The following is a 24,510-nucleotide window of genomic DNA, read 5'->3' as shown; positions in this document are numbered from 1 at the left end:
GCGCCAGCCGCCACGGCCAGGCGCGTCGGCGTGCGGCGCTGTCGGCGCTCACAAGTCCGCCGCCGCCGCGGGCGTGGCCAGGGCGTGGCACAGCAGCCGGCAACCGCGTTGCGCCAGCGCCTTGCGTTCGGCCTCGTCGCTGCCTCGCTGGCAGGCGCCGAGCATGTCCATCGCCAGGGCCAGATCCTCCTCGCCCAGGTCCGCACGGCACAGGCCGGCGGCGATCGCACGCTGCAGGAACGGCAGCAGGATCGCCATCGCCCGCGTGTGCGCCGCGTCCATCATCGGATGCTCGCGCGGCAGCGACCGCCAATAGTCGGCCAGCGGCGCCGACATCGCGATGTGTTCGGCGACGTCGTACATCAGCAGGAACAGCCCGTCCGGCCGCGTGCCGATCTCGCGCGCGCAGCCCTCCAGGCCGTCCAGGCCGCGTTCCAGCAGCGCCGCTATCAGTTCAGTGCGGTCGGCGAAATGACGGTACAGGGTGGCGCGGCCGAGGCCGGCGCGCTCCACCACCAGTTCCAGCGGCGCCAGCACGCCGTGTGCGCAGAACACCTCGTCGGCGGCGTCCAGCAACAGGCGGCGGCGGTGGGCGGTATCGGCTCGCATCTCCATGCGCGGCATTATCGGACAATTTTGTCCGCCCGCAAGCGGGTGGCGACGGGCGGCCGCCGGCAGCGACCGGCGGCGCCTTGTGGCATCGGCCTCAACCGGTGTTCTGCACGCCCTGGGCGACGCCGTTGACGCAGGCCACCAGCGCCCGCAGCAGCTCCTCGTCCTCACCGTCCGTGGCGCGCCAGCGCTGCAGCAGGTCCACCTGCAGCACGCTGATCGGGTCGATGTAGGGATTGCGCAGGCGGATCGACAATGCCAGGCGCGGATCGTGCTGCAGCAGCGAGGCCTGCCCGGTCAGCGCCTTCACCCAGCCCTTGGTCAGCGCCAGTTCGTCGCGGATGCGCGGGAAGAAGCGCTCGTGCAGCGGCCCGGACAGGCGCGAGAACATCTCGGCGATGTTGAGGTCGCCCTTGGACAGGACCATGGCGATGTCGTCGAGGAAGGTGCGGAAGAACGGCCAGTCCGCGGCCATCGCGCGCAGCGCGTCCTCGTGGCCGGCATCCACCGCCGCCTGCAGGCCGCTGCCCACGCCGTACCAGCCCGGGATCACCGCGCGCGCCTGGCTCCAGGCGAACACCCAGGGAATCGCCCGCAGGTTGGACAGCGCCGCATCCTGGCCGAGCCGGCGCGACGGCCGCGAGCCCAGGGTCATGCGTTCGATCACGTCGATCGGCGTGGCCAGGCGGAAATAGCGCATGAACTCGGCATCGCCGACGAAGCCGCGGTACGCCTGGCTGCTGTGTTCGGCGACCAGGTCCATCACCGGCCGCCAGCCGGCCTCGCGCGCATCGGCCGCACGCGGGCGCAGGCTCGACAGCAGCACCGCGCCGGTCATCTGTTCCAGCGAACGCAGCGCCAGCGCGCGGATGCCGTACTTGCGGTGGATCACCTCGCCCTGCTCGGTCACGCGCAGGCGCCCGTCGACGCTGCCGCGCGGCGCCGCCTCCAGCGCGCGCGTGGTCTTGCCGCCGCCGCGCACGATCGAGCCGCCGCGGCCGTGGAAGAAGGTCAGGCGGATGCCCAGTTCGGCCGCCGCCTCCAGCAGTTCCACCTGCGCGCGCTGCAGGCCCCAGCGCGAGGCGGCGATGCCGCCGTCCTTGCCGCTGTCCGAATAGCCGAGCATCACCATCTGCACGTCGTCGCGCACGGCCAGGTGGCGGCGGTAGACCGGGTCGGCCAGCAGGTCGCGCAGGGTCGCGGTGCCGCCGCGCAGGTCGTCCACGGTCTCGAACAGCGGCACGATGTCCAGCGGCACCGCGCCGTCGGCATCGACCAGGCCGCCGCGGCGCGCCAGCGCCAGCACGGTCAGCACGTCGGCGCGGTCGTGTGCCATCGAGATGATGTAGCTGCCCAGCGCGTCGGCGCCATGCCGCGCGCGCGCATCGGCGAGCGCGGCGAACACCGCGTCCAGCCGCGCGTTGCCTTCGTCGTCGGCCGCCGGCAGCGCCTGTTCGCCGCTGGCGTAGGGACCGAGCAGGCCTGCGCGCTCTTCCACCGCGCGCGCGTCCCAGTCCTGCGTGTCCAGCGCGGCGGCGACCGCGCGCGCGTGCACGCTGGACTCCTGGCGCACGTCCAGCCGCGCCAGGTGGAAGCCGAAGCTGCGCACCCGCCACAGCAGGCGCCGCACCGCGAACCAGCCGGCGTGCAGGCCCTTGTTGGCCTGCAGGCTGTCCAGGATCAACTGCAGGTCGCTTTCCAGTTCGGTCGGCGCGGCATAGGCGCCGGGCGCGTCGTCCAGGGTCGCCTGCAGGCGCGCGCGCATCAGGTCGTTGAGCAGACGGTAGGGCATGTCGCCATGGCGCGGGCGCGAGCGCGCCGCGGCCTCCGGCAACAGTTGCCGGTAGCGCTCCAGTTGCTCCAGCAACGGCGCGCTCACCGCGACCAGGGTGGTCGACTGGCTGAGCAGGCTGGCGAGCTGCCACAGCTCCTTCAGATAGCGCTCCAGCACCGCGCGCCGCTGCGCGTCGAGGGTGGCGGTGATGGTGGCGGCATCGACGTTGGGGTTGCCGTCCATGTCGCCGCCGACCCAGGTGCCGAAGCGCAGCAGCCGCGGCAGGGGCAGCGCCTGCCCGTAGGTCTGCTCGATGGCGTGCTCCAGGGTCTCGTACATCACCGGGATCACCCGGTACAGCACCTGGGTCAGGTAGAAGCCGACGTGCTCGCGCTCATCCTCCACGGTGGGGCGCACCGGCGAGGAATCGGCGGTCTGCCACGAGGCGGTCAGCGCCATGCGGAAGCGCGCCGCGTCGGTGGCGCGCTCGCCCGGGGTGCGCAGGCCGTCGAGGTTGTCGACCAGGCTGGCCACCATCAACTGTTCCTTCTCGAGCAGCGCGCGCCGCACCGCCTCGGTCGGGTGCGCGGTGAATACCGGCTCGACGTCGATGCGCGGCAGCCAGTCGCGCAGTTCCTCGATGCCGACGCCCTGCGCCTTGAGCCGGCGCAAGGCGTCGAGCAGGCCGTCCGGCTGCGGCGTGTCGGCGCTGCTGCGCTGGTAGTCGCGGCGGCGGCGGATGCGGTGCACGCGCTCGGCGATGTTGACCACCTGGAAATAGGTACTGAAGGCGCGCACCAGCGCTTCGGCATCGCGCGGCGCGCGGCCGGCGAGTTGCTCGCTCAGCGAGGACAGCGGCGCGGCGCGCTCGCGGCGGGCGATCGCGGTGGTGCGGATGCGTTCGATCTCGTCGAGGAACTGCGCCGAGACCTGTTCGGCGAGCAGGTCGCCCACCAGGGCGCCGAGCCGGCGCACGTCGTCGCGTAAGGGAAGGTCGGGCGTGGCGAAGGCGATGCTGCTGCGGGACTCGTTCATCGGGAAACGCATGGCTCGGCAGTGGGGGCGCCGCAAGCCTAACCGAAAAGGGCGCGCGCTCCCGTCGCCCGTGGCGACGGTTTCAAAGCGAACCATTTGCGCGGTCCCACGGTGTGCTGTGCCACGGCCGCGCACGCGTGCGGCCGTGGCACAGGTGCGGCTCAGTGCGACGCGGCTCCGGCCGCGGCAGGCGTGGGCGCCGGCCCCAGATAGGTGCGCAGCCAGCGCTCGCTCTCGGCCAGCATCTGCAGCACCGATTCGCGTGCGCGGTAGGCATGCGCCTCGTTGGGCAGCATCACCAGCCGCGTGGTGCCGCCGTTGCCCTTGATCGCCGCGTACATGCGCTCGCTCTGGATCGGGAAGGTGCCGGAGTTGTTGTCCTCGGCACCGTGGATCAGCAGCAGCGGATCCTTGATCCGGTCGGCGTAGTTGAACGGCGACATCGCCTGGTACACCGGCTGCGCCTGCCAGTAGGTGCGCTCCTCGGACTGGAAGCCGAATGGGGTCAGCGAGCGGTTGTAGGCGCCGCTGCGGGCGATGCCGGCCTTGAACAGGCGCGTGTGCGCGAGCAGGTTGGCGGTCATGAAGGCGCCGTAGGAATGCCCGCCGATGGCGATGCGGTCGCGATCGGCGACGCCGCGCCGCACCACCTCGTCCACCGCCGCCTGCGCATCGGCGACCAGTTGCTCGACGTAGGTGTCGTTGGGTTCGCGCGCGCCCTCGCCGACGATCGGCATCGACGGATCGTTGAGCACCGCATAGCCCAGCGCCAGGAACGCCTGCGGCCCCCAGTAGCCGATCGCGTTGAACCGGTACGGCGAGTCGGTGACCTGGCTGGCGGCGTCGGCGGATTTGAACTCGCCCGGATAGGCCCACATCAGCATCGGCAGCGGGCCGTCGCGCTTGGCGTCGTAGCCTGGCGGCAGCAGCAGGGTCGCGGTCAGTTCCACGCCGTCCTTGCGCCGGTAGCGGATCTGCTCCTTGTGCACGTCGCGCAGCTGCGGCGTGGGATGCGGGAAGCGGGTCAGCGCCACCGGCTCCGCGTCCGCACGGTCGAGCCGATAGAAGTTGCGCGGCTCCTGCGGCGTCTCGCGGGTGATCAGCAGGCGCTGGCCGCTGTCGTCGAGCAAGGCCTGCGGTACCGCGTAGTACGGCGCCTGCGACTGGAACAGGCGGGTGCTGCGCCGCGTGTCCAGATCGTAGCGATCCAGGAACGGCCGGTCGCCCTGCGGCGAGGCGCCTTCGCCGCGCAGGAAGAGGCTGTGGCCGTCGGCGGCGATCAGCAGCCGCGGGTTGCCGGCGGCATCGCGCTCCGTCACCGGCGTCCCCGGATCGGCGTAGCGGTCCTCCTGCGAACGCTGCACCAGCAGATGCGGCGCCTGCGCGGGATTGTCCGGTGCCACGCGCCATTGCTTGGTCTGCCGCGTCTTCCACCAGAACTCGTCGATCAGCGCCAGGTCGCCGCGGCCCCAGAACATGCCGGCGAAGCGCGACTGCAGGCGCGCCAGCGTCACCGGCGGCGCGGTGAACGGCGCCGCCTGCATCAGCACCGCATCGCGCACCGCCGCCTCGCGCGCCGGATCGCCACCGTCCTGGGCCTCGGCCCAGACCAGCGTCGCCGGGGCGTCGCTGCGCCAGTCGATGTCGCGCACACCGGTGCGCACCGCATCGTTGCCGGTCGGCAGGCCTTCCACCAGCGGCAGCTGCGCCACCGTGTGCACCGGCTTGCCGGCGCGGTCCAGCACCTCGATGGTGCGCGGGAAGCCGCTGGCCGGCACCAGGTAGGAGAACGGCCGCTGCAGGCGCTGCGCCAGCAGATAGCGGCCGTCCGGCGACGGCGCCAGCGACAGGTACAGGTCGGGAGACGCGATGCGATGCATCCGCCCGTCGACGTCGACCAGCGCCGGTTGCGCGCGCAACTGGTAGTCGAACTGGCGCGCGTCGGCCTCGTTCTTCAGCAGGTCCTGGTAGGTGCGCAAGGCGGTGGCGCCGCCGCCGGCGGTCTGCTGCACCGCCGGCCCGGTCGGCACCGCATCGGACGGCGGCGCGACGCCCTGCTCCTGCGGCTGCAGCAACACCAGCAACTGGCGGCTGTCGGGCATCCACGCATAGCCGTCGCCGGACACCGTGTTGAGCCGCTCGGCGACCCGCCGCGCCCGCAGCGCAGCGATGTCCACCACCCACAGTTCGTTGGCGCCGCTGCGCGCATCGACCCGGTTGAAGGCCAGATGCCGCTGGTCCGGCGCCCAGGCCATGCCGGCGATCGACAGCGGCGACGGCAGACCTTCGATGCGCAGTTCGCTGCCGTCGGCGATGCGCAGCAGCCACAGCTTGTCGCCGAAGGCGAAGCGGCTCTGCGAACGGGTGCGCGGATGGATGCGCAACCCGGCCAGCTTGAGCTCCGGCTGCGCGACCTGGGCGATGCCGGGCAATGCGGGCAACTGCAGCATCGCCGCCAGATCGCGCCGCGGGCTCAGCGACAGTTGCGGCGGCCGCGGCGCATCGACGATGGCCTGCAGCGGCGCCGACGGCAACTGATAGCCGCTGTCGGCGGCATCGGCGGGCGCGGCGGCGGCCGCAGGTGCCGGGGCGGCATCCGCAGCGGCGCTGCCGGCCGCCGCCAGGGCCGCGCACAGCAGGCCGCAGACCGGGCCGGCCACGCGGCGGCGCCCGCGCACTGTGATCTGGTTCATCTCTCCCCTCTCCTTCCCATCGATCGAACCGACGACGGTAGCAGGGCGGGCGCCGCACGCCCCCTGTCGATGGTTGGGCACGGGCGCGTGTTCAAGCGCCGCACGTGGCAGCCGCTATAATCGGTTACCCCTTGCGCCGAGGGGCGCTGCGACCGGATCGAGACCGGACTCCCCGTCTCCAGACCCGGCCAGGCTCGGCGCGAGGCTTGAGCGACAACGGCGCCCGGACTTCGCGAGTTTCTCGCCATTGACCGGAGCTTTATCGATGAACGCTGCACTCAAGAGCTTTTCCACCGAGGGCGACTACAAGGTCGCCGACATCAGCCTGGCTGACTGGGGCCGCAAGGAACTGGACATCGCCGAGCACGAGATGCCGGGCCTGATGTCGATCCGCCGCCAGTACGCCGCCGCCAAGCCGCTGGCCGGCGTGCGCGTCACCGGCTCGCTGCACATGACCATCCAGACCGCGGTGCTGATCGAGACCCTGAAGGACATCGGCGCCGACGTGCGCTGGGCCTCGTGCAACATCTTCTCCACCCAGGACCACGCCGCCGCGGCGATCGCCGCCACCGGCACCCCGGTGTTCGCCTGGAAGGGCGAGACCCTGGAGGAATACTGGGACTGCACCCTCGACGCGCTGACCTTCACCCTGCCCGACGGCACCCAGACCGGCCCTGAACTGGTGGTGGACGACGGCGGCGACGTGACCCTGCTGATCCACAAGGGCTACGAGCTGGAGAACGGCTCCAAGTGGGTGGACGAACCGGCCTCCTCGCACGAGGAGCAGGTGATCAAGAACCTGCTCAAGCGCGTGGCAGTGGAGCGCCCGGGCTACTGGACCCGCGTGGTCAAGGACTGGAAGGGCGTCTCCGAAGAGACCACCACCGGCGTGCACCGCCTGTACCAGCTGGCCGAAGCCGGCACCCTGCTGATCCCGGCGATCAACGTCAACGACTCGGTGACCAAGAGCAAGTTCGACAACCTGTACGGCTGCCGCGAGTCGCTGGCCGACGGCCTCAAGCGCGCGATGGACGTGATGCTGGCCGGCAAGGTCGCGGTGGTGTGCGGCTACGGCGACGTCGGCAAGGGCTCGGCGCACAGCCTGCGCGCCTATGGCGCCCGCGTCATCGTCACCGAGATCGACCCGATCTGCGCGCTGCAGGCGGCGATGGAAGGCTTCGAGGTCAACACCGTCGAGGACACCCTCGGCCAGGCCGACATCTACGTCACCACCACCGGCAACAAGGACATCATCCGCATCGAGCACCTGACGCAGATGAAGGACCAGGCCATCGTCTGCAACATCGGCCACTTCGATAACGAGATCCAGGTCGAGGCGCTGTACAAGCTGCCGGGCGTGCAGAAGATCAACATCAAGCCGCAGGTGGACAAGTTCGTGCTGCCCAACGGCAACGCGATCTTCCTGCTGGCCGAAGGCCGCCTGGTCAACCTGGGCTGCGCCACCGGCCACCCCAGCTTCGTGATGTCCAACAGCTTCGCCAACCAGACCCTGGCGCAGATCGACCTGTGGCAGAACAAGGACAGCTACGAGAAGCAGGTGTACCGCCTGCCGAAGAAGCTGGACGAGGAAGTGGCGCGCCTGCACCTGGAAAAGATCGGCGTGAAGCTGACCAAGCTCACCGACGCACAGGCCGCCTACCTCGGCGTGCCGGTCGACGGCCCGTTCAAGCCGGAGCACTACCGCTACTGAGCCATCGGCAGGACATCGCCAGGCAGACCAGAACGGGCGCCGCGAGGCGCCCGTTTTTTGTGGGATCGGCGCTGCCAGCGTGCGGAGACAGGGGGCTGGAGTTTCGTACGGAGCGAAAACCGCAGACATCGCCACCTCGCGCAGTCCCTGCTGCAAGCGGCCCTTTCCGACCAGTCGGCCGACTGCGCCTGTCCAGCCAGGCCGCCTGTACCACACCTGTGCTACATTGATTCCAACCAATCGCCTGGAGCTCCCCATGAGCACCACCACCATCCGCCTGCCGGACGCGCTCAAGGCCCGCATCGCCAAGGCCGCGGAAGCGGCCGGCACCACGTCGCACAACTTCATCCTGGAAGCCATCGCCGAGAAGGCCGAGCTGGCCGAGCGGCGCGTCGACTTCCATGCAGAGGCCGAGCGCCGTTGGGGCGAATTCCTCGAGACCGGCGAGAGTATTCCCTGGAACGAGATGCGTCGCTATCTGATGGAACGCATCGAGGGCAAGGACACTCCCCCTCCCGCCCCCCGCAAGTTCGCGAAATAGCATGGCGCACGTCGAGTTCCTGCCCTCTGTCAACGAGGATCTACGGCGCATCATCGGCCATTTGGAACAACACGAAGCCGAGCATATCCAAGAGCGTCTGAGCGAGATCGTCAGCGCATCGAACGTGCTGACGAACAATCCGCTGATCGGCCGGCTGACGCGCCATGATCTGCGTGAACTGGTGATTGGCCAAGGCGCCCAGGGATATATTGCTCTCTACCGATACGTGGTGGCGCTGGATACCGTCTTTGTCCTGGCGATCCGCGCACAACGCGAGGCAGGCTATGCACGCGATGCATAACATCATCGCCATCTAGCGCCCAAGACGGCGCTAGTCTTTCAGACCCTGCAATCGCCAGCCGGCGCGTATACCGAAATCTGGATGCGGCTGCGCGCGTGGTACGGCGTGCGTGCCCAGTCGCTCCAGCGCACTTCCAGGCGCAGGCCGGCGATCTGCGCCATCAGGTCCAGTTCCGATGGCCACACGTAGCGGCGGCGCTCGCTGAAGATGCGCGTGCCGGATTCGCCCAGCACCACCACGCGCTGGTCGATGCGCTGCTGCAGCGGATCGGGCTGCGAGCACACCAGCATCACTGCCGCGCCATCGCCGTCGGTGTCCGGCACGTCCAGCACCTGGCTGACCTTGCCGCCGCTTTCGAACACCTCTGCGCCCGGCACCGCACTCTGGATCAGCAAGCGCCCGTCGGGCGCCAGGCAGCGCGCCGCATTGACCACGCACCGCAGCTGCTCGGTCTGCGTCAGCAGATAGCCGAACGCCCCCACCGCATAGATCAGGCCGAACGGCCCGGACACCGGCATGTCGGCGAAATCGGCGCAGACCAACTGCAGGCGGTCACTGCCGGGTTTGCCACGCAAGACCTCGAGCATCGCAGGGGAATTGTCGATACCGGTGACCGGCACATCGCGGTGCGCGAGCGGCAAGCCGATGCGGCCGGTTCCGATGCCCAGTTCCAGCGCCGCGCGGCCCGCAGCCAGTTCGGCCAGCACGCCGACGCACTGCTGCGTAGCGGCGGCAGGCCAGCGATCGTAGACGCGATCGTAGATGGCGGCCAGGCGATCGTACTCGTGGGTCACGGGCATCCGCAGCCACTCGTTGCCGAAGTGGCGCGACGATAGCACGCAGCGATCGCGACGCAATGGCGCACGCACGGCAGCGACGCCGGCGGCAAACGCGGCGACGCGATTCGATCGCTTGCGACGCAAGGTGCTCGACGAAAGATGACAAAGATGTTGCAGTTGGCGGCGCTTCAGTCTTTTGCTTGCGTCGCCGTAGTCGAGCGAGGAAGCTTTCTGCGCGCCTGCCGCAGGCGACAGGCGCGACGATCGCAACAGAGTCCCCCGTTCAATCAGGAGTATCGCCATGAAGCGCCTTTTTGATTCGCTGTCGCGTTGGGTACAAAGCCTCGGTGGCAACAGGCTCGGCTACATCTACACCTACTGACCTTCCCGCCACCGTTGCGTGGCATCCGCGTGCGAGAGGGGGCGATCCGCCCCCCTCTCTTCGGAACTCGGCGCATTGCACGGCCACGCATGCGTTCGCCATCGGTCCCACGTCGCCTTCCGCATCGCGGTGCACCGTGCTGCCATGCTTCTTCGTGCAGGTGAGTGCGTGACACAGACGCAACAACGTCCGCCCGGTCCGCGTGGGCATTGGGCGTTCGGCAACCGGCAGGCCTTCGCGCACGATCCCCTCGACTTCCTTCAACGCTGCGCACGCGACCATGGCGACGTGGTGCGGATCGCCGAGCGCACCTACCTGCTCGCGTCGCCGGCAGCCATCGCGACCGTGCTGGGCGACGATGGCAGCCTCTACGCCAAATCCGATCCGGACCCGCGCGCGCGGCGTGCTGCGTTCCCGGCCTCGGTGATGAACAGCGAGGGCGAGGCCTGGCGACACAAGCGCCAGGCATTGCAGCCCGCATTCCGCGCCGGACTGGTCCGCGACTACGCCGGACAGGCACTCGCCGCCACGCAGGCGCTGCTGCAATCGGGCGACGACAACGCGCATGCGCAGGACCTGCGCCTGAGGATGACAGTGCTCTGTGCGGATCTGGGCGCCGGCTTCCTGCTTGGCGATGCGACGCACGCGCCAGCGCTGCTGCGGATGCTGCCGATGGTCGATGCGATCCTGCAGCAGACCCGCACGCCTTCCGCGGCGCCGGCCTGGTGGCCGAGTGCCGGCAAGCGCCGTCTACGTGCCGCACGTAGCGCACTGGACAGCGCACTGACGCAGATCCTGGCATCGCCACGTCCACCAGGCGCGAACGCCTCGGTGCTGGACCTGCTGCGGCGCGACGATCCACAGGGCCAGGGCGACTGGTGCCGCGATGAGACGGCGGCGATGCTGATGTCGGCGCTGGAGCCGATGGCGGCTGGCCTGACCTGGACGTTGCTGCTGCTGGCGCAGCATCCGTCGATCGCGCAAGCGGTGACGGAGGAAGCCGACGCGTTGCCCGACATCGGCAACGCCTCCGCCACGGCAGGCGACGACACTCTTGTCGAACACCTGCCACTGACCCGCGCCTGTGTGAAGGAAGCCATGCGCCTGTATCCGCCGGCCTGGATGACCGCGCGCATCGCGCAACGCGACACCGCGCTGGAGGGATTCGCGGTGCCGCGCGGCACGCAGCTGATCGTCAGCCAGTGGGTGGTGCAGCGCGATCCGCGCCATTACGCCGCGCCGGGGTGCTTCCTGCCGACGCGCTGGCTGGATGCGGCGCATACGCCAGCGCGCTACACCTACTTTCCGTTCGGCGGCGGCCCGCGCAGCTGCATCGGCAGCCAGCTGGCGCTGGTGCAGATGACCTTGGTGGTGGCCGGCGTGCTGCGCGAGCGCACGCTGCACCTGGCGGCAGATGCGCAGCCGCGGCCGTTCCCGGCGCTGGTACTGCGCCCACTCGACGTCCGCATCGCGCTGCGACCACGCACCGCCACCCCTGGCCGTCGGTCGCATGACACGACGCCGCCCCACCCTCCTGCCCCGGACGCCCCGCATGGCTGACCTCGCCGCCTTCGCCAAGACCCGGGAATATTCCAACCGCTTCTTCGATTCGGCTGCCTGGAACGAACTGGAGTTTCGCGACGGCGACATCGTCATCGCCAGCTACGCCAAGGCGGGCACTACCTGGCTGCAGCAGATCGTGGCGCAACTGCTGTTCGAAGGCGCAGTGGACGTCGACGTGTCGGCGATCTCGCCATGGCTGGACGGCGTGTACCCGGACCGCGCCAGCAAGCTCGCGCTGCTGCAGGCGCAGACCCACCGGCGTTTCATCAAGACCCATCTGCCGGCCGATGCGCTGGTGATCAGCGACCGCGCCAAATACCTGTACATCGGCCGCGATGGCCGCGACATCGCGCTGAGCCTGTACGACCACCAGTGTGCGGTCAGCCAGGATGCGCAGGCGCGGCTGGATGCCGGCGCGACCGAACCGGGCAAGCTGCGCGTGATGCCGCCGCCGAGCCTGCCGGTGGACGCCTACGTAGCGCACTGGCTGTCCCACGACGGCGCACCGTTCTGGCCGTTCTGGGAGGGCGTGCGCAGTTGGTGGCAGCAGCGCGCGCAGCCGAACGTGCTGCTGGTGCACTACGCCGATCTGCTGGTGGATCTGCCTGCGCAGGTGCGGCGCATCGCCGCATTTCTCGAGATCCCGGTACGCGACGCCACCTGGGACACGATCCTGGCGCACTGCCAGTTCGACTACATGCGCCAGCACGCCGCGCGCTACGTGCCGCAGGGCGCCGGGCTGTGGCGCGAAGGCGGCAAGGCTTTCTTCAACCAGGGGCGCAGTGGCCGCTGGCGCACGCTGTTGCCGGCGAGCGTTGCCGCGGACTATGACGCGCGCGCGCAGGCCGAGCTGGGCGGCGCGGCCGCGCAGTGGCTGGCCCACGGTACAAGGCAGACGCCATGAGCCTGCGCATCATCGGCGCCGGCCTCGGCCGCACCGGCACCCTGTCGCTGAAGATGGCGCTGGAGCATCTGGGCCTGGGCCGTTGCTACCACGCCATGGAACTGGCCGCGAACCTGCGCCAGGCCTTGCCGCTGTGGCATACGGCGCTCGACGGACAGGCGGACTGGGAGACGCTGTTCGCCGGCTATACCGCCACCGTCGATTATCCCGGCTGCTGTTTCTGGCGCGAACTGGTCGCACGCTATCCGCAGGCCAAGGTGATCCTGACCGTGCGCGATGCCGATGCCTGGTTCGATTCGGTACGCAACACCATCTTCGCCAGCGACGGCCGCGTGCCGGCGCTGTTCGGTCCCGACGGCCAGCGCCTGAGCCAGTTCCTGCGCCGCGAGTTCGCCACGCGCATCGACGATCGCGGCTTCATGACCGACTATTTCCAGCGCTGGAACCAGGCGGTCATCGCCGGCGTGCCGGCGCACCGCCTGCTGGTGCTCGACACCGACGCGCAGACGGGCTGGGAACCGCTGTGCGCCTTCCTGGGCGTGCCGGTGCCCACGCAGCCGTATCCCCGCGTGCATGCGCGCAGCGGCGGCACGCCAGCGCGTCCGCTGCCCAGCGACCCGGCACAACGCGAACAGCGCCTGCGCGACTACCTGGACCGGCTCGCCGTGGAGGCGTTCGCGCCGCCCGCCGACGGCTGAGCGCGCGTCCGGCTACAGCGAAAAACTGCGCTTGATGGTGAACGACCAGGCGCCATCGATCGGATTGGAGACATGCACCCGGCCATCCGCATCGGCCACGCCGGTGGTATAGCGGCGATAGACGCCGGCGCTGTTCCAGGCCCGTGCGTAGCCCAGGCCGAATTCGGTGCCGCGCCAGGTGCGGCTCACACCGAGACGCGCATCGGTCCAGCCGTAGTCGGCGAAGTTGCGCACGTGCTGGTGGCCCGCATGCACGCTGGCCTGCCAGTCCGATGCCAGCGGCAGCGTGGCGTCCACTGCCAGATAGCCGGAGCCGCGCGAGTGCCGGCCCTGGCCGACACCCAGCGTGGCGCTGTTGTAGCCGAAGTAGTCGCGCGTCCAGGTGCTGGCGTAGGACAGCTCCAACGTGCGCCAATGCCCGGCGACGATGGCCTCACCGTAGTCGTAGCGCGTGCCGCTGGCGCTCATGCGTGCGCCGGGATAGGCATAGTGGTAGACGCCGGCACGCCAGCCCCAGTCGCCGCGGCTGGCCGCGTAGCCGGCGTACACGTCCCACTCCACGTGCCCGCCTTCGATGAAGTACGGACTCACCCCGGACGCCCAGGTGCCGGCATACCAGCCGCTGTCCGCGGCCACGTCCAGCCCGCCCTGCAGCACCGGCCGGCCCCAGCTCTGCTCGAATCCGCGCGAGACGTAGTTCGAGGTCGCGGCCAGGTTGGCGCTGGCGTTACCAGCCCAGGTCGGTGCGGCGACGCCCAGCGCCAGCAGCAGCACCATCGTGCGCACGGCCCTCACGAGACCCGCTCCAGCCGCGTGCGGACCGGTGCGGCCAGGCGGCTCGATGCAGGCGCGGCGAGCTTGAACAGGGCCACCGCGCGCTGCAGTTCCCCGGCCTGATCCTCCATCGCCCGCGCCGCCGCGGTGGCTTCCTCGACCAGCGCGGCGTTCTGCTGGGTCACCTCGTCCATCTGCACGATGGTCTTGCCCACCTGTTCGATGCCGGCGCTCTGTTCCTGCGAGGCGGCGGCGATCTCGCTCATGATGTCGGTGACCTGGCGCACGCTGGCCACCACCTCGCGCATGGTGTCGCCGGCGCCGTTGACCAGCGCGGTGCCATCGTCGATCTTGCCGACCGAGGCGTCGATCAGGCCCTTGATCTCGTGTGCCGCGGTTGCCGAGCGCTGTGCCAGCGCGCGCACTTCGCTCGCTACCACCGCGAAACCGCGGCCCTGCTCGCCGGCACGCGCCGCCTCCACCGCGGCATTGAGCGCCAGGATATTGGTCTGAAAGGCGATGCCGTCGATGACGCCGATGATCTCGGCCATCTTCTTCGACGCTTCGGCGATGCCGGTCATGGTCTCCACCACCTGCTCAACCACGGCACCGCCGCGCGAGGCCACGCCGGCCGTGTCCTGCGCCAGCCGGTTGGCCTGGTGCGCATGTGCGGCGTTCTGCTTCACCGTGGAGGTCAGTTCCTCCATCGAGGCCGCGGTTTCTTCCAGATTGGCCGCCTGCTGCTCGGTGCGGCGCGACAGGTCGTCGTTGCCGGCGGCGATCTCGCTGGCGGCGGTGTTGATCGCGGTGGTGGCGTGCTGGATGCGGCCGACGATGCTGGTCAATTGCTCCACGGTGGCATTGGCGTCGTCGCGCATCTGCGCGAACACACCATGGAACTGGCCATGCATGCGCGCGGTGAGGTCGCCCTGGGCAACGGCACGCAGCAGCGCCGACAAGGCCGAGAGGTTGCCTTCGGTCAGTTCCATCAGGCGGTTCAGCCCGACCACCATGCCGCGGAAGTCGTACTGGAAGCGCTCGGCATCGCCGCGCCGGGAGAAATCGCCGGAGGCCGCGGCCTGCGCCAGTTCGGTGATGGCCTGATTGATCGCCTGCAGGCTGCGCTTGGTGGTGCGCATCGCCTCGGTGATCGCCGCCTTCTCGCCGGGCAGCGCTTCCATGTCCACCTGCATGTTGCCGATCGCGTACTGCGACATCACCTCGACCAGGCGCCGCTGCACGTCCACGTGCGCGGCGACCAGCGCGTTGGTGCCATGGACCATGCGCCCGTACTCGCCGGGGAAGCGCGCGGCGTCCATCCGGTAGCTCATCTCGCCCGCGTCATGGCGCTGTGCCATCTCCGCCTGCGCCTGCATCACCGCCTGCAGCTGCGTCTGCATGCTGCCCATCGCGTCCAGCAACTGGCCCAGTTCGTCGTCGCGGCGATGCCGGACCTGGCTGTCCAGGCGTCCGGCGGCGACCGCCGAGGACACCCGCACCGCCTCGGCCAGCGGATCCAGCACCTGCCGGCGCAGCAGCAGGTACAGCGCGCCGCTCAGCAACAGCGCCGAGAGCAGGCCGACCGCGGCGATGGTCCACAGCAGCGCACGCGCCTTGGCCATCACCAGCGCGTACGGCACCGAGATGCCCAGCGCGAACGCCTGCGGCGCATCGCCGATCTTCAGCGGCACGAACACGTTCAACGCATCCTCGCCGTCGGCGCGGCGATGGTCGAACACCACCTGCCCCTTGGCCACGCGCGCCAGCATGTCCCTGGACCAGGCGTCGTTGCGGGTCTTGCCGACCTGCTGCGGATCGCGGCTGGCCATCACCATGCCGAACGGCGACAGCAGGCTGGCATGGCCCTCGCCCATCGGCCGCAGCGCGGCGATGCGCTGCTGCTGGGTATCGAGAGTGAAGTCGACGGTGACCACGCCCAGGAAGCGGCCGTTCTCCAGGATCGGCGTGGCCAGCGTGGTCATCAGCGTGTCCTTGCCGGCCACCGGGTAGTAGTAGGGCTCGATCCCCACCGGCTTGTGCGTGTTGCGCGCCAGCAGGTACCAGTCGCCGTCGCCCGGCTTTTCGTAGTCGCGCAGCGCCTCGCGCACCAGCTGGCCGTTCTGCCGCGACCACCAGGTCATGTAGCGGCCGGTGGCGTCGTGGCCCTCGGCACCGACGAAGCCCTTGTCGTTGCCGTCGAACGCGTCCGGCTCCCACATGGTGCTGATGCCCAGCCACTGCGGATGCGCATCGAGCTGGCTGCGCAGCACCGCGGTGGCGGTGGCACGCGACAGGCCGCCGGCGCCATGCTGCACGCGGAAGCTGTTGGCCAGCGCCTCGCTGGCGTCGAAGGCCACGCCGATCTCGCGCGACACGCGTTGCGCCTCCAGTTGCGCCAGGTTCTCGATGCTGGTGCGCGAGGTCGACAGCAACGCATCGCTGCTGCGCCAGTAGATGATGATCGCGGTCAGGCCGAAGCAGGCCAGCGCGAGCAGGCCGGTGCCCAGCATCAGACGTTTGGCGACGCTGCCGCGACGGCGATGCGGCGACGGGGTGGACATGACGACTTCCTTGGTAGGGGAGGGAATACGGTCGCGGGGAACGCGTCATGCGGCAGGCCGCTGCGGCACGGCGCGAGCGCGCCGCGTCCGTTGCCGATGACCTGCCCGAGACGCATTCCCCATCGGGCCGCGATGCGCCGCCGGACCTTGCGTCCTGGCGCTGCTGCGTGGCGACCCACCCCTGGCTATCGTCCCGCCATCGGCAAACTTGATGGGCATCCCGCGTGATGCCGATGAACGGACATGGGTTCGCGGTGAAAACGCGCGGCAGCGTGCAGTTTCCTGCCGCATTTGTGCGCCAGTGAACAACTGCGTGCACGGATGCAGCAAAGCGTGCCGGCAGCGGCGGCTTGCAGAAACGCGGGAAAACCGATGTGCAGATGCGCGACCAACTCCGGTGCGATCACGCCCATGCTCGGTGACATGGGCGCATGCATCGCCATCGCACGCAACGCGCTACGTGCTCGGCCAGGTCACCGCACGCAGACCGCGTACGGGCAGCGCTTACGGCCGCCAGTTGGCGTTGTGCTCCCAGAACGCCACGCTGCGCCGGTAGGCGTCGCGATCCAGCGGCACGCCGGAGCCGCCCTCCTCCACGCCCAGCGCATTGCGCAGCATGGTGATCGGCGCCATCGGGATCTCCTGCGGCTCGGCGGTGTACAGGCAACCGACCACGCCCCAGTCGGCCTCGATCGGCGCCCCCTCTTGGGCGAGCTGTTCGCGGCTGTAGAGGATCGGCAGCAGGTAGGCGGCCACCGGCGGCTCGACGCCTTCGAACCAGCGCACCAGCACCGGGAGTTCCTCGCGGCTGCGCGCCTCATAGCCGGAACGCAGCAGGCGCCGGTTGGCATCGGTGATCGGCACCGTCAGGCAGCGCGTCGAGGTCCAGTTGCGGTGCACGTGCAATTTGCAGAACGGCGCATAGCCGTCGAGCACCTGCAGCGGCGCGTTGGCGTTTAGATGCTGCTCGAACTGCTCCGGCGTGCAGTCCTGGATCGCATTGCGACGTCCGTCGCGCGGGAACAGGCGGGTGCGGGCGAACGGCGTGAGGACGATGGACATGGCATGCATGGCGAATGAGGGCGGACAAGCGTAGCGCGCCCCAGGCGCTGCGCACACCGCGGCCGGCGCACCCGCGTGGTCGCACGCCCATGTAGGAGCGGCTTCAGCCGCGATGGGCGTTATCGATAGCGCCTGTCGCGGCTGAAGCCGCTCCTACGGATACTGCAGCATGCCTGCGACTACGGATGCGCCAACGCGTAGTCGATCGCCGCGCGCACCGCCGCCACCTGCGCGGCGTTGCACTGCTCCGGCGTGGCGCTGGCGCTGTCCGGGTAGACCTCGGTGGTGGTGGTGTAGCGCGCATCGGTGATGCCCGCACACAGGCCCAGCCGTTTCACCGGATAGTTGATGACGCCCGGCGCCGCCAGCGGTGTGCCGATCAGTTCGCCGGCGGCGTCGGCCGGCGCGATATGGGTCACCTGCGCCACCGCGGCCAGCACCGCCTGCTGGAACGCCGGCTGTGGGTTCTCGCTGTCGCCGACCAGGTAGAAGCCATCGGGGATGCCGCCCGGCGCATAGTCGACACCATCGCGCGCAGCTAGCGCCGGACGGAACTCGGACTCGTCGCTATCGGTGGTCTCATGCAGATCGATATGCATGCGAACGTGCTCGCGCAACGGCGCGACCAGACGCAGCAGCGCCGCCGATTCCTGCGCTGGGCTGTCGGCCCGGAACGAACGGTTGGGATCGATCGCATCGGCGTTCCAGCGGTGGATGCGCTCGTACGCCCAGGGGCTCACGCACGGCGCCAGCAGCACATTGGCGCGGCCGGTGTAGTCCTCAGCATGGTGCTGCGCGAACTGCAGCGCACCGTGCACGCCGCTGGTCTCGTAGCCGTGCACGCCACCGGTGACCAGCATGCACGGCAGCGCCTCGTTCCAATCGCGGCTGCGCAGCGCCAGCAACGGATAGCGCTCCTGCGCGTACGCCAGTTCGCCGTACTCGACCAGTTCCCACGGCCCACGCAAGCGCTCGATGGCCGTCACCACCTCGTCCTGATAGCTGCGACGGCGCGGTTGCCCGGCCAGCCACGCCGCTTTCTCGGCGGCGCCCCAGGGCACGCCGGGGGTTCCGATCGGATAGAAGGCTGCGCTGGTCATGATGCGGCTCCGCGTCGACAGGTGAGGGCGGCGACTGTAGCAAAGCGCAGGGGCCGCGATGCGCTATGTGCCACGAACACCGCGCTAGCGGTACCTCGTCGCGGAAGCGGATGCCGATCCCGCTTTCGCGCGCTGTCGCCATGAATACGTATGTAGCGTGCGCATGTTGCGCCGCGATGCGCGCTTAGCATCCTCGCGCCGCACGCCAGCCCCGCGGCGAGGTCATGCCCCTGTCCTGCAGGCGCCCCGCCTGCGCCCACGCAACGAGGAGATCGAACGATGCGCGTCCCATCCGCTGCAAATCGTCTGCTGCGCCTGCACCGCTGGCGCAGCCTGCTGGTCGGCCTGCTGCTGCTCCTGGCCACCGCCAGCGCCCAGGCCGACGTCATCCTGCACGCGTTCAACTGGCCCTACGCCACTGTGGAAGCGCGTGCCGCGCAGATCGCCGCCGCCGGCTACCGCAAGGTGCTGGTGGCGCCGGCCTACCGCTCGCAGGGCGACGCCTGTTGGGCGCGCTACCAGCCGCAGGACATGCGCCTGATCGACAACCCGCTCGGCGACACCGACGCCTTCGCCAGCATGGTGCAGGCGCTGAAGGCCGTGGGCGTGGAGACCTATGCCGACGTGGTGCTCAACCACATGGCCAACGAAGCGGCCACGCGCTCGGACCTGAACTAGCCGGGCAGCGCGGTGCTGGGCCAGTACGCCGCCAATCCGCAGCGCTATGCCGCGCTGCGGTTGTTCGGCGACCTCTCGCAGAATTTCCTCAGCGCCAGCGATTTCGGCCCGGCGCAGTGCATCACCAACTACAACGACCCTTACCAGGTACGCACCTACCGCATCTGCGGCGGCGGCAACGATCCCGGCCTGCCGGATCTGGTCGGCAACGACTGGGTGGTGCAGCAGCAGCGCAACTACCTGCTGGCGCTGAAGGCGCTGGGCGTGACCGGCTTCCGCATCGACGCGGCCAAACACATGACCTTCGACCATCTGAACAAGGTGCTCGATGCGCAGGTGCGCTCCGGGGTGATGGTGTTCGGCGAGGTGATCACCGGCGGCGGCAGCGGCAATTCCGACTACGACCAGTTCCTGGCGCCGTACCTGCAGGCCACCCCGCACGCGGCCTACGACTTCCCGCTGTTCAACTCGGTGCGCAACGCCTTCGCCTAAGGCGGCAGCATGGATCTGCTGGTCGATCCGGGCGCCTACGGCCAGGCCCTGCCCGGCGCGCGCGCAGTGACCTTCGCCATCACCCACGACATCCCCAACAATGCCGGCTTCCGCTACGCGATCATGGACCCGGTCGACGAAACCCTGGCCTACGCCTACCTGCTCGGCCGCGACGGCGGCGTGCCGATGGTGTACTCGGACAACAACGAGAGCGGCGACAACCGCTGGGTCAACGCCTACCAGCGCGAGGACCTCAAGCGCATGGTCGGTTTCCACAACGCCGCGCAGGGCCGCGACATGCAGGTGCTGGCGCACGGCGACTGCTACCTGCTGTTCCGTCGCGGCGACCTGGGCATCGTCGGCATCAACAAGTGCGGCACCACCGTCACCGCCGCCGTGCCGATGAATGGCAGCGTGCTGCGCTGGAACGTCGACTACACCGATGCGCTGGGCTCGGGCAGCGTGGTGCGCATTTCCAGCGGCAGCTACACCTTCAGCCTGCCGCCGCGGCAGGCGCGGATGTGGAAGCGCTGAGCGTCCGCATCCAGCCGGCGCGCCCAGATGGGCGCGTCGGCGTCGTGCCGACCTGGCCCGCGTGGTCCCGCGGCTTCGGCACGGCGCCGGCCGTCACGTTCCGGCGGCCCGGTCTTTTCTTGCACATCCATCCGGATGAAGAGATATACTGACCGCACCGCCCGCTGCGTTGCGCCCATGACCGCCATCAGCTTCGAGTTCTATCCGCCCAAGACCGACGAACAGCGCGCGCAGCTCGACCGCACCGCCGCACGGCTGAAGGCCTACGCGCCGGAGTACGTATCCTGCACCTTCGGCGCTGGCGGCTCGACCCTCAGCTACACCTCCGAGACCGTGCGCCACCTCAAGCAGCATCACCGCTTCGAGGCCGCGCCGCACCTGTCCTGCGTGGGCGGCAGCCGCGAGGAGATCCGCGAACTGCTCAAGCTGTACCGTGCCATCGGCTGCCGGCGCCTGGTCGCGCTGCGCGGCGACCTGCCCTCCGGCATGGGCCACCCCGGCGACCTGCGCTATGCCGCCGACCTGATCGCCTTCATCCGCGCCGAGCACGGCGACGCCTTCCATCTGGAAGTGGGCGCCTATCCGGAGACGCACCCGCAGGCCCACGACGCGCTCAGCGACCTGCGCCACTTCAAGGCCAAGGTCGACGCCGGCGCCGATGCCGCCATCACCCAGTATTTCTACAACGCCGACGCCTACTTCCACTTCGTCGACGCGGTGCGCAAGCTCGGCGTACAGATCCCGATCGTGCCGGGCATCATGCCGATCTCCAACTTCAGCCAGCTGCGACGCTTCTCCGAGCAGTGCGGCGCGGAAATCCCGCGCTGGATCGGCAAGCGCATGCAGGCCTACGGCGACGATGCCGAATCCATCCGCGAGTTCGGCGCCGACGTGGTCGCCACGCTGTGCCAGCGCCTGATCGACGGCGGCGCGCCGGCGCTGCATTTCTATACGCTCAACCTGGCCAAGCCGACCACCAGCGTCCTGGCACGTCTGCCCTCAGTCGTCGGCTGAAGGTCGCGGCCGCTGTGCGGCCGCTCGGGATTGGGGATTGGGGATTAGGGATTCGCCAAAGCGGGGCGGCGCGCCGCTGTTGCCAATCCCCAATCCCGAATCACCAATCCCGGCGTGACCACGCATTCGCTCCGCGGTCACGCCGGCTGCAGCTACCCTGCGGCGATGCGCGCCCTTCCGCCGATCCTGCTGCTGTTGTGCCTGTGCGTCTTCGCCACGCCGGCGATGGCGCAGCGGGTGAACCGTTGCACCGGCCCCGACGGCACCACCGTGTTCAGCGATCGGCGCTGCGAGGACGTCGGCGCGATCGACCGCTTGCCGCCACCAGCCGCGCCCGGCAACGTCGGCAGCAACGCCCGTGGCCTGGCGCCGCCGCAGTGCGTGCGCCGGCTCAGTGTGCTGGTCCAGCAGATCCGCAGCGCCGTGGACGCCCGCGACGTCAATCGGCTATCGGCGCTGTACTGGTGGAACGGCGTGTCGGACGACGGCGCGCAACGCATCTTCGACCGGCTGGAGGCGATCGTGCGCCGCCCCCTGGTCGCGATCGTGCCGGTGCTGCCGGACAGCAGCGCGACTACCGACGCTGCAGCTGTCACGTCGTCGACAACCGCATCCGCGGCAACGGCCACGTCGGCAGCGGCGGATGCCAATGGTGCCGAGGCGCCATCGCGCCCGCATCCGACCGGCCTGCGCCTGCAGCAGACCCTCGCCGGCAGCATCACCCCGGCCTCCACCGTACTGGACCTGCGCCGGCAGTACGACTGCTTCTGGATCAGTTTTTGAGAAGCCGGGAATGGGGAATGGGGAATCGCGACAGCGGCTCCCTGTGTGCGCACCGCATCATCTGTAGGAGCGGCTTCAGCCGCGATCGGGCCGTCTCGGTGGCTGCACGGTCGCGGCTGAAGCCGCTCCTACGGGAAGCGGTTGCTGTCGCCGCACTCACGCCACATCGGCCGCCAGCGGCCACAGCCCGCGGATCGCGGCGATGCCCTGGCCGCCGTGGCGGCGCGCTTCGGCCACCTGGCTCGGCAGCAGGCCGCCGATCGGGTAGATCGGCAGGGCGACCTGCTCGCGCAGGTGTTCGAACGCCTCCCAGCCCAGCGGGGCGGCGCCAGGATGGCTGGCGGTGGCCTCCAGCGGCCCGACCACCGCGAAATCGCAACCGAGGTGCTGCGCCATCTGCAACTCTTCGAGCGTGTGGCAGGACGCCGCCACGGGCTGTGCGGCCGGCAGCGGACGCGCCTGCCACTGCGGCAGCTGCTCCGCGCCCAGGTGCACGCCTACGCCCAGATCCTGCGCCAGCGCCACATCGCGGTTGACCAGCACCTGCGCGCCACGCGTCGTGCACAGCGCTGCCGCGGCCCGCGCCAGCGGCAGCCACTGCTCGGCCGGCACGCCACGCGCGCGCAACTGCACGCGGCGCACGCCAGCGTCCAGCGCGCGCTGCAGCGCCGCCAACCAGGGACCCGGCTCAGCAGGCTCCGGCGTCACCAGGTAGCAGGCGGGCTGGCGCAGCATCGCCACCACCGGCTGGTCGGCCGGCGGCATCGCGTAGCGGCCCAGCTTGTCGGCGCTCACCCAGGTCAGGGCCTGGCCTTCGCGGCCGCGCGGCGTGCCCTTCCACGCCGACACTTGGCGCACTTCCAGGCGCAGGCGCTTGTCCGGATAGCGCTGCGGCACTTCCATCAGCCACTCGCCGACCACCGCATCGATGCCCAGTTCCTCCTGCAGTTCGCGCACCAGCGCCTGCTCCGAGGTCTCGCCGGGCTCGCGCTTGCCGCCGGGGAATTCCCACAGGCCGGCCAGGTCGCGACCCTCGGTACGGCGGGTCAGCAGGATACGGCCGCGCGCATCGGTGATGACGCCGGCGACGACATGAATGGATCTGAGCGGTTCGGACATGGCGCAAGCTTGCCGTTTCCGGCAGCGCCAACGCAATCAACCGGGTTCACATCGGCGGCGATCGGCCATGTAAGCGGCACCAATGCAATCCGGAAACTCAGCGCTGCGCGTCGGCGTGCCCTGCTGGCCGGGCTGCTACGCCAAGGCAAGATCATGCGCAGACTGGCCCGCCACCACCGCTGCCCCTGTGCGACCGCCTGCATCGTGTCGGCGCCGCACATCCAGCGCGCACCGCTCAGGCCACCAAGCCATGGCCGATCCGCCACAGCACGCCGCCGGGATCGTGCAAGGTGAAATCGCGCATGCCCCAGGGCCGGTCCTCGGGCTCGCCCAGGCGCGCGCCGTAGCGGCCGGCCAGGTCGGCCGCCTGCAGCCGCCGCCACCACGCATCGGCATCCTCCACCCACAGGTGCAGCACGAGGTTGTGCGCCAGGCCCGCGTGGTAGAAATCCTGCAGCAGGAATGCGCAACGGTCGCCATGGCGGAAGCAGATCAGGCCGTCGCCAAGCGGCTCGGCCGCGAAGCCTATGTCCGCATAGAACTGCGCCGACAGCGCGAAATCCTGCGCCGGCACGAAGACCTTCAGTTCCCGGCTGGGAGAGGCATCCAAGGCGATTTCTCCAAGGTGTTCGAGCGATCCATGACCGAGCATGCCACGTCGCGACGGCGCATGCGCCAGCAAGAACGCGCGCGCACGCGACGCTCTGTCCATGCCCACGCCATCCGGCCACCCGCGCGCGACCGCCATCGTGCGGCCGGGCTTGGCAAACGCGCCCAGCCCTCACAGAGGCTGCGTCAGATAGCGCTGCAGCGTCTCTCCCAATACCCGCACTGCGCGCGGCCGGGTCAGGCCCCTGGCAGGAAATTTCAGCACATAGCGCACCAGGGCGAAGCCCAGCATCTGCGAGGCGATCAGCGCAGCGCGCGTCTCCGCTGCCGCGCCCGGCCCGAGGTAACGCCGTACCGCGGTACGCAGCTGCCTCTCGAAGATCTCCGTGATCCGCGCCTTCGCATCGGCGTGGCTCACCGCCGCGCGCAGCAAGGCCACCAGCTGATGGCCCGACGGTGCGTCCTCCCAGACCGCGAAGAAATGCACCGCCAGGCGCTCGCCCACGTCCCCGGCCGGGAGGTCGCGCAGATCCGGCAGGCGCAGGTCGAACTCCACCGCGGCCAGGAACAACTGCTCCTTGCTGCCGTAGTAGCGGATCACCAGTGCGACGTTGGCCTGCGCCCGCGCGGCGATCTGGCGCACCGTGGTGCCGTCGTAGCCGTGCAACGCGAACAGCGCGCGTGCCGATTCGAGAATGCGGTCCTTGGTTGCCTGCGAACGGGTCACGGATGCGTCTGTGCAGGGCACAGGTGCGGCCCTTGTAAACAGAAGTTTACTCCACCCCGGAAAC

At 69.7% G+C, this 24,510-nt stretch carries 19 protein-coding genes, 1 pseudogene and 1 riboswitch; of the genes and pseudogenes, 9 read left to right on the top strand and 11 right to left on the bottom strand.

Annotation, left to right across the window (positions count from 1 at the left end; all coding sequences use genetic code 11):
- Positions 1–48: 48 nt before the first annotated feature.
- The 3 genes from AC1G9L_RS04185 to AC1G9L_RS04175 form a co-directional block, all read right to left on the bottom strand.
- On the bottom strand, positions 49–624 hold the full coding sequence (locus AC1G9L_RS04185) for a TetR/AcrR family transcriptional regulator (RefSeq protein WP_481070335.1): 576 nt from the start codon (positions 622–624) through the stop codon (positions 49–51).
- A gap of 82 nt (positions 625–706) precedes the next feature.
- A complete protein-coding gene (ppc, locus tag AC1G9L_RS04180; RefSeq protein ID WP_481070334.1) occupies positions 707–3,421 on the bottom strand; it encodes a phosphoenolpyruvate carboxylase in 2,715 nt (904 codons plus the stop codon).
- A gap of 161 nt (positions 3,422–3,582) precedes the next feature.
- Positions 3,583–6,057, bottom strand: coding sequence for a S9 family peptidase (locus AC1G9L_RS04175; RefSeq protein ID WP_481071007.1), 2,475 nt, complete (start codon positions 6,055–6,057; stop codon positions 3,583–3,585).
- Between the two features lie 189 nt (positions 6,058–6,246).
- Positions 6,247–6,346: riboswitch (S-adenosyl-L-homocysteine riboswitch) on the top strand.
- A gap of 33 nt (positions 6,347–6,379) precedes the next feature.
- Between AC1G9L_RS04175 and ahcY the strand changes: the two genes are divergently transcribed.
- From ahcY to AC1G9L_RS04160, 3 genes are all read left to right on the top strand, one after another.
- Entirely contained in the window at positions 6,380–7,825 is a 1,446-nt protein-coding gene (gene ahcY / locus AC1G9L_RS04170; RefSeq protein WP_019801268.1) for an adenosylhomocysteinase, read from the top strand.
- A 256-nt stretch (positions 7,826–8,081) separates the two neighbouring features.
- Positions 8,082–8,366, top strand: a complete 285-nt coding sequence (locus tag AC1G9L_RS04165) for a ribbon-helix-helix protein, CopG family (RefSeq protein WP_019801269.1) — start codon at positions 8,082–8,084, stop codon at positions 8,364–8,366.
- A gap of 1 nt (position 8,367) precedes the next feature.
- Positions 8,368–8,667: a type II toxin-antitoxin system RelE/ParE family toxin gene (locus AC1G9L_RS04160; RefSeq protein WP_153751548.1), complete on the top strand. Its 300-nt coding sequence runs from the start codon at positions 8,368–8,370 to the stop codon at positions 8,665–8,667.
- Between the two features lie 38 nt (positions 8,668–8,705).
- Here the strand turns inward: AC1G9L_RS04160 and AC1G9L_RS04155 are convergent, their stop codons facing one another.
- Complete coding sequence (locus AC1G9L_RS04155; RefSeq protein ID WP_481070333.1) at positions 8,706–9,467, bottom strand: class I SAM-dependent DNA methyltransferase; 762 nt, start codon at positions 9,465–9,467, stop codon at positions 8,706–8,708.
- 529 nt (positions 9,468–9,996) lie between these two features.
- Here AC1G9L_RS04155 and AC1G9L_RS04150 point away from each other — a divergent pair.
- Genes AC1G9L_RS04150 through AC1G9L_RS04140 form a run of 3 tightly spaced genes read left to right on the top strand, consistent with a single transcriptional unit; the run spans position 9,997 to position 12,993 of the window.
- Positions 9,997–11,388, top strand: a complete 1,392-nt coding sequence (locus AC1G9L_RS04150) for a cytochrome P450 (protein ID WP_019801272.1) — start codon at positions 9,997–9,999, stop codon at positions 11,386–11,388.
- Positions 11,381–12,295, top strand: coding sequence for a sulfotransferase domain-containing protein (locus tag AC1G9L_RS04145; protein WP_019801273.1), 915 nt, complete (start codon positions 11,381–11,383; stop codon positions 12,293–12,295). The genes AC1G9L_RS04150 and AC1G9L_RS04145 overlap by 8 nt, the downstream gene beginning before the upstream one ends.
- Entirely contained in the window at positions 12,292–12,993 is a 702-nt protein-coding gene (locus AC1G9L_RS04140) for a sulfotransferase (RefSeq protein WP_019801274.1), read from the top strand. The genes AC1G9L_RS04145 and AC1G9L_RS04140 overlap by 4 nt, the downstream gene beginning before the upstream one ends.
- A 12-nt stretch (positions 12,994–13,005) precedes the next feature.
- Here the strand turns inward: AC1G9L_RS04140 and AC1G9L_RS04135 are convergent, their stop codons facing one another.
- The 4 genes from AC1G9L_RS04135 to AC1G9L_RS04120 all read right to left on the bottom strand — a co-directional run bounded on the left by AC1G9L_RS04135 (position 13,006) and on the right by AC1G9L_RS04120 (position 18,490).
- Positions 13,006–13,788, bottom strand: a complete 783-nt coding sequence (locus AC1G9L_RS04135) for a TorF family putative porin (RefSeq protein WP_481070332.1) — start codon at positions 13,786–13,788, stop codon at positions 13,006–13,008.
- Positions 13,785–16,328 (bottom strand): methyl-accepting chemotaxis protein, encoded by a 2,544-nt coding sequence (locus AC1G9L_RS04130; RefSeq protein WP_481070331.1) that lies wholly within the window; start codon positions 16,326–16,328, stop codon positions 13,785–13,787. The genes AC1G9L_RS04135 and AC1G9L_RS04130 overlap by 4 nt, the downstream gene beginning before the upstream one ends.
- 504 nt (positions 16,329–16,832) lie before the next feature.
- Positions 16,833–17,390, bottom strand: a complete 558-nt coding sequence (locus tag AC1G9L_RS04125; protein ID WP_481070330.1) for a DUF3228 family protein — start codon at positions 17,388–17,390, stop codon at positions 16,833–16,835.
- A gap of 179 nt (positions 17,391–17,569) precedes the next feature.
- Complete coding sequence (locus AC1G9L_RS04120) at positions 17,570–18,490, bottom strand: succinylglutamate desuccinylase/aspartoacylase domain-containing protein (protein WP_019800606.1); 921 nt, start codon at positions 18,488–18,490, stop codon at positions 17,570–17,572.
- 333 nt (positions 18,491–18,823) lie between these two features.
- On the opposite strand from AC1G9L_RS04120, the pseudogene AC1G9L_RS04115 reads away from it, so the two are divergent.
- The 3 genes and pseudogenes from AC1G9L_RS04115 (at position 18,824) to AC1G9L_RS04105 (ending at position 21,991) form a co-directional block, all read left to right on the top strand.
- Positions 18,824–20,194, top strand: a pseudogene (locus AC1G9L_RS04115) (alpha-amylase family protein).
- 177 nt (positions 20,195–20,371) lie between these two features.
- The gene (metF, locus tag AC1G9L_RS04110) at positions 20,372–21,208 is read left to right on the top strand and encodes a methylenetetrahydrofolate reductase [NAD(P)H] (RefSeq protein ID WP_019800610.1); all 837 of its coding nucleotides are present in this window, start codon (positions 20,372–20,374) and stop codon (positions 21,206–21,208) included.
- A gap of 165 nt (positions 21,209–21,373) precedes the next feature.
- Complete coding sequence (locus AC1G9L_RS04105; RefSeq protein ID WP_481070329.1) at positions 21,374–21,991, top strand: DUF4124 domain-containing protein; 618 nt, start codon at positions 21,374–21,376, stop codon at positions 21,989–21,991.
- Positions 21,992–22,147: 156 nt separating this feature from the next.
- Here the strand turns inward: AC1G9L_RS04105 and AC1G9L_RS04100 are convergent, their stop codons facing one another.
- The 3 genes from AC1G9L_RS04100 to AC1G9L_RS04090 form a co-directional block, all read right to left on the bottom strand.
- Complete coding sequence (locus AC1G9L_RS04100; RefSeq protein WP_481070328.1) at positions 22,148–23,110, bottom strand: Nudix family hydrolase; 963 nt, start codon at positions 23,108–23,110, stop codon at positions 22,148–22,150.
- Between the two features lie 235 nt (positions 23,111–23,345).
- A complete protein-coding gene (locus tag AC1G9L_RS04095; RefSeq protein WP_019800910.1) occupies positions 23,346–23,720 on the bottom strand; it encodes a VOC family protein in 375 nt (124 codons plus the stop codon).
- Positions 23,721–23,891: 171 nt separating this feature from the next.
- Positions 23,892–24,446, bottom strand: a complete 555-nt coding sequence (locus AC1G9L_RS04090; RefSeq protein WP_019800909.1) for a TetR/AcrR family transcriptional regulator — start codon at positions 24,444–24,446, stop codon at positions 23,892–23,894.
- Positions 24,447–24,510 lie beyond the last annotated feature (64 nt).

The sequence above is a fragment of the Xanthomonas sp. NCPPB 1132 genome, from assembly GCF_056629235.1.
Note: the sequence above shows the minus strand (reverse complement) of the source record. Positions and strands in the feature narration are given on the sequence as shown.

Coding starts and splice junctions, on each gene's coding strand:
- AC1G9L_RS04185 (WP_481070335.1), bottom strand. CDS start 624: ATGCCGCGCATGGAGATGCGAGCCGATACCGCCCACCGCCGCCGCCTG.
- ppc (WP_481070334.1), bottom strand. CDS start 3,421: ATGAACGAGTCCCGCAGCAGCATCGCCTTCGCCACGCCCGACCTTCCC.
- ahcY (WP_019801268.1), top strand. CDS start 6,380: ATGAACGCTGCACTCAAGAGCTTTTCCACCGAGGGCGACTACAAGGTC.
- AC1G9L_RS04165 (WP_019801269.1), top strand. CDS start 8,082: ATGAGCACCACCACCATCCGCCTGCCGGACGCGCTCAAGGCCCGCATC.
- AC1G9L_RS04160 (WP_153751548.1), top strand. CDS start 8,368: ATGGCGCACGTCGAGTTCCTGCCCTCTGTCAACGAGGATCTACGGCGC.
- AC1G9L_RS04155 (WP_481070333.1), bottom strand. CDS start 9,467: ATGCCCGTGACCCACGAGTACGATCGCCTGGCCGCCATCTACGATCGC.
- AC1G9L_RS04145 (WP_019801273.1), top strand. CDS start 11,381: ATGGCTGACCTCGCCGCCTTCGCCAAGACCCGGGAATATTCCAACCGC.
- AC1G9L_RS04140 (WP_019801274.1), top strand. CDS start 12,292: ATGAGCCTGCGCATCATCGGCGCCGGCCTCGGCCGCACCGGCACCCTG.
- AC1G9L_RS04130 (WP_481070331.1), bottom strand. CDS start 16,328: ATGTCCACCCCGTCGCCGCATCGCCGTCGCGGCAGCGTCGCCAAACGT.
- AC1G9L_RS04125 (WP_481070330.1), bottom strand. CDS start 17,390: ATGTCCATCGTCCTCACGCCGTTCGCCCGCACCCGCCTGTTCCCGCGC.
- AC1G9L_RS04120 (WP_019800606.1), bottom strand. CDS start 18,490: ATGACCAGCGCAGCCTTCTATCCGATCGGAACCCCCGGCGTGCCCTGG.
- metF (WP_019800610.1), top strand. CDS start 20,372: ATGACCGCCATCAGCTTCGAGTTCTATCCGCCCAAGACCGACGAACAG.
- AC1G9L_RS04105 (WP_481070329.1), top strand. CDS start 21,374: ATGCGCGCCCTTCCGCCGATCCTGCTGCTGTTGTGCCTGTGCGTCTTC.
- AC1G9L_RS04100 (WP_481070328.1), bottom strand. CDS start 23,110: ATGTCCGAACCGCTCAGATCCATTCATGTCGTCGCCGGCGTCATCACC.